Below are 3,228 nucleotides of genomic sequence, written 5' to 3'. Positions count from 1 at the left end.
ACTATAAACAGAAAAAATGGATTCGTTTTCATTTAGATATAGAGGTGACAGTTAATGAAGAAAAAAAAACTTACAATTATAGCTTTATTAATTATCTTAATTTCAGGAGGGGGATACTGTATGACAAAATGGATTGAGCACCAAAACTCGCCGTATAATGTTAGTGACGTTTTAGACGATAAAGGAGTAAAACTTTACAAACGCGGATTTCGTTTGTTGGAAGAACAACTAGCGACTTACATTAAAGAACACTATTCAGGAGTTAGTAAAATTGAGTTTTCACCAATTTTTGTTCAAGGTGGGGATGGGCAAGCCATGTTCAGCGCTAATATTGTTTTTTCTATTTATGATAAGAATCAAAATAAGGCATATGTTGGTGGAACAATAGGAGATATTACTTATCCAACTTATGACAATGTTTGGGACGTAAGAATGGATTTTAATGGCTGGGATGAAGAAATCATTGAATTAAGAACTAGCGATAAAAAGTTAATTGATGTATCTGATTTTCAGCATTTACCACCAGAGGCTAAACTTAAAGTAAGCGATAAAGTAGATGAAAATCTTGAAGCATTGATTCAAGATAAACAAATTGAAGGAATAAAAAAGGATGCAAAAGGAAGCGCAGATTCAGATGTAGTCTATAACGATGAAATAAAAAAAGGGGATGAGAGAGAATGGCGTTAACTGATGAAAATATTCAAGAATTACAAGTAAATGTTTTAAAAATTATAAAAGCAAAAGATGAGGGAGGAGTTTATGAAACTAATTCAGGCATAAAATACAAAATCATTAAAGAAACAAATGAAACAACCCAAGCAATAGCAGTGGCCCCTATCGTAGGTAGAAATAAAGTTGATTACAGTCAAACTACTATTGTTGTTGCTGGAACTCAAGCTCCTGGTGGAGACATTAATAATCATGTTTTAGAATCTGGATTCAATGCAGTAACAGCAAGAGTTCAATTAACAGAACAGACAAAGGACGTTCGGGAGTTTTATAATCAATCATTATCTAAGGCTAAAAAAATGGCTGGAACAGGACAAGAAGTCGATATTAGTAATATGTCGGGATTTAGTCAAGCGGGACCAGCAGTTGCTAAAGTAGCTGCGGAAATGAAAGTCCAGAAGATTACAAATTTCATGGACTGGGGTGCGTGGGCTTCTTTGTACAAGAATTCGGCCGATTATAAGGGGATTAGTAATGAAGAATTAGAATATCTTAATAAGCACTTGCACTCATACAGTGACAAGGGGAAAGATTTAACAAGCATGGATGGTCATGGCGGGGCTATTCCATATGGGAAAGTCTTTACTGTCGAAGGTAAACATCACAATGCCAGCTTACCCAAGATTAAGGGTAATAGTCCAGATTTTGAGTGGTATGAAAAAAATGGTCTTTTTTGTTCAGGGATGACAAAGAGCCAAGTAGAAAAAATTGTTGATAAAAGATTAAGTAAATCTAGTATTGATAGTGCTTATAAAACAATAGCTAGATCTGAATTGATTAGACGCTATGAATTAGAATACGGACCTTTTGCTCCAGAACCTTCTAAGCAAGAACTACTCACTTTAAATAGACAACGCATTGGTGAACTGCACGCTTCCTTGAAGACTAGTTCAGGCAGTCAAACGATTAGTTTGAGAGAGGAGCTTGTTCGAACAAGCGCGCAAACTGCTCAGCTACAAGCTGAGGAATATGAGCAGGCGATCAAAGATAAACTTGCAAATGCTAAGGAAAGTGTCTCTCAGCACATAACAGAACTACGATCGGCAGCGTATACGCTGGCTCATAACCTTTCTGGTGGAGAGATAGAGGATTTACTATCCGAGCTGAGCTTTGAGATAGCTTGGAATGCTGAAATAGAAGCAGCAACTCTTTCTTCGGCCAACTCATATCAGACGAAAATGACAAGTATATCAGGTAAATTAAACAAGGCAGCTGATAGAATCGTAGAAATTGACCAAAAAGGCAGCCAGATTTTTGGGGAATTATAGGAGGAAGCGTATGATTGAACCAATTATAGAAGATCGAGCAGAAGCAGAGCGTATCAAAAAAGAGTATCTGAGGATACAGGAACGTCTGGCTATTCAAGGATTAATCTCAGCCAAAAGAGCCACTCTCCTTGAAGAAAGTCGTCTATTGCAAGAATGGCTTACCAATCAGGCTGAGACGATGAAATCATTCTCATCAGTTCAAGTTCCTGCCGATTTGGAAGGTGCTTTTTCCGGATTAGCAGCCGAATCGATTAAGAATGTTTTAACTGAAATCTCAACACCTCATTTGATGAGCCCAATTCTATAGGAGGTTTTATGGATACAAAAAAACGGATGGCACAATTAGACGATGAACATATAGCATTTCGAAGAAAAGCCAGTGAATTGGAATGGGATTATCACGATATGAAACGGGAGGCTAGAAATTTTTCGGAAGAAATGAGTAATTGGGTTATATCATTTTGTCGTGACAGTTCGCCTGTTGATTCATCTTATATATTAAATCAAATCGAGGAAAATCGAGAAGCTTTTGAGCGGAAAATGAGGCGTTACGAAGATCGACTGAATGAAGTCTGTCAAGAAGAAAATCGCTTGTACAATAAAAAATTGGACGTACTGAACAAAGAAACAAAGCAAACATGAACTTCACTTTTCCTTTGAGACGAATCTATCAGGCAGGCTAAGCTTGTCTTTTTTTTGTTTTTGGGAGGAGAAAAAGAAAGACGAGGTGAGTTTAAAAGGATTGCTTTATGTTTTAAAATCAAAAATCAATTTTGAATTAGTTGGGGAGAGTATAAAGTCACTAATTATGGTAAAATAGTAACAGATGAATTTTGAATGGAGGTTGGTTCAATACCAGCCCCTTCAATTAGATGAGGAGAAAAACATGCAAGCAGTTGCACATTTTATTGATACTTTTGTTCCAGAGCACTATGATCTCTTTTTGGATTTAAATCGTGCGGATAAGACTTTCTCAGGAAAAGTTACCATTACCGGTGAAGCTAAAGCTGAGAAAATTTCCCTACACCAAAAGGATTTGACGATTGAGGCCGTAGAAGTCGCTGGACAAGCTCGTCCCTTCACTCTTGATAATGATAATGAAGCTCTTTATATTGAATTGACATCAGCAGGTCCTGTGGAAGTAACCTTGACCTATACAGGTAAGATTACAGATAATATGACAGGGATTTACCCATCTTACTATACAGTAGATGGAGTGAAAAAAGAAATT

General features: G+C 36.8%; 4 protein-coding genes and 1 pseudogene. All 5 read left to right on the top strand.

The window, feature by feature from the left end:
• The first annotated feature begins 54 nt into the window (after positions 1-54).
• Positions 55-687, top strand: coding sequence for a hypothetical protein (locus STRDD04_RS01090; RefSeq protein WP_062198599.1), 633 nt, complete (start codon positions 55-57; stop codon positions 685-687).
• Entirely contained in the window at positions 678-1,997 is a 1,320-nt protein-coding gene (locus STRDD04_RS01085) for a hypothetical protein (protein WP_062198597.1), read from the top strand. Before STRDD04_RS01090 ends, STRDD04_RS01085 begins: the two co-directional genes overlap by 10 nt.
• Positions 1,998-2,007: 10 nt before the next feature.
• On the top strand, positions 2,008-2,304 hold the full coding sequence (locus STRDD04_RS01080; protein ID WP_062198595.1) for a hypothetical protein: 297 nt from the start codon (positions 2,008-2,010) through the stop codon (positions 2,302-2,304).
• Between the two features lie 8 nt (positions 2,305-2,312).
• Positions 2,313-2,639 (top strand): hypothetical protein, encoded by a 327-nt coding sequence (locus tag STRDD04_RS01075; RefSeq protein ID WP_062198593.1) that lies wholly within the window; start codon positions 2,313-2,315, stop codon positions 2,637-2,639.
• 244 nt (positions 2,640-2,883) lie between these two features.
• Positions 2,884-3,228 (top strand): annotated as a pseudogene (locus STRDD04_RS01070) (M1 family metallopeptidase); the annotation flags it as partial.

Source organism: Streptococcus sp. DD04 (assembly GCF_001578725.1).
Taxonomy (GTDB): Bacteria; Bacillota; Bacilli; order Lactobacillales; family Streptococcaceae; genus Streptococcus; species Streptococcus sinensis.
The sequence above is the reverse complement of the archived record's forward strand: the minus strand, read 5'-3'. Positions and strand labels throughout refer to the sequence as shown.

Excerpts from the sequence above, each read along its gene's own strand:
- STRDD04_RS01090 (WP_062198599.1), top strand. The coding sequence starts at position 55 with ATGAAGAAAAAAAAACTTACAATTATAGCTTTATTAATTATCTTAATT.
- STRDD04_RS01085 (WP_062198597.1), top strand. The coding sequence starts at position 678 with ATGGCGTTAACTGATGAAAATATTCAAGAATTACAAGTAAATGTTTTA.
- STRDD04_RS01080 (WP_062198595.1), top strand. The coding sequence starts at position 2,008 with ATGATTGAACCAATTATAGAAGATCGAGCAGAAGCAGAGCGTATCAAA.
- STRDD04_RS01075 (WP_062198593.1), top strand. The coding sequence starts at position 2,313 with ATGGATACAAAAAAACGGATGGCACAATTAGACGATGAACATATAGCA.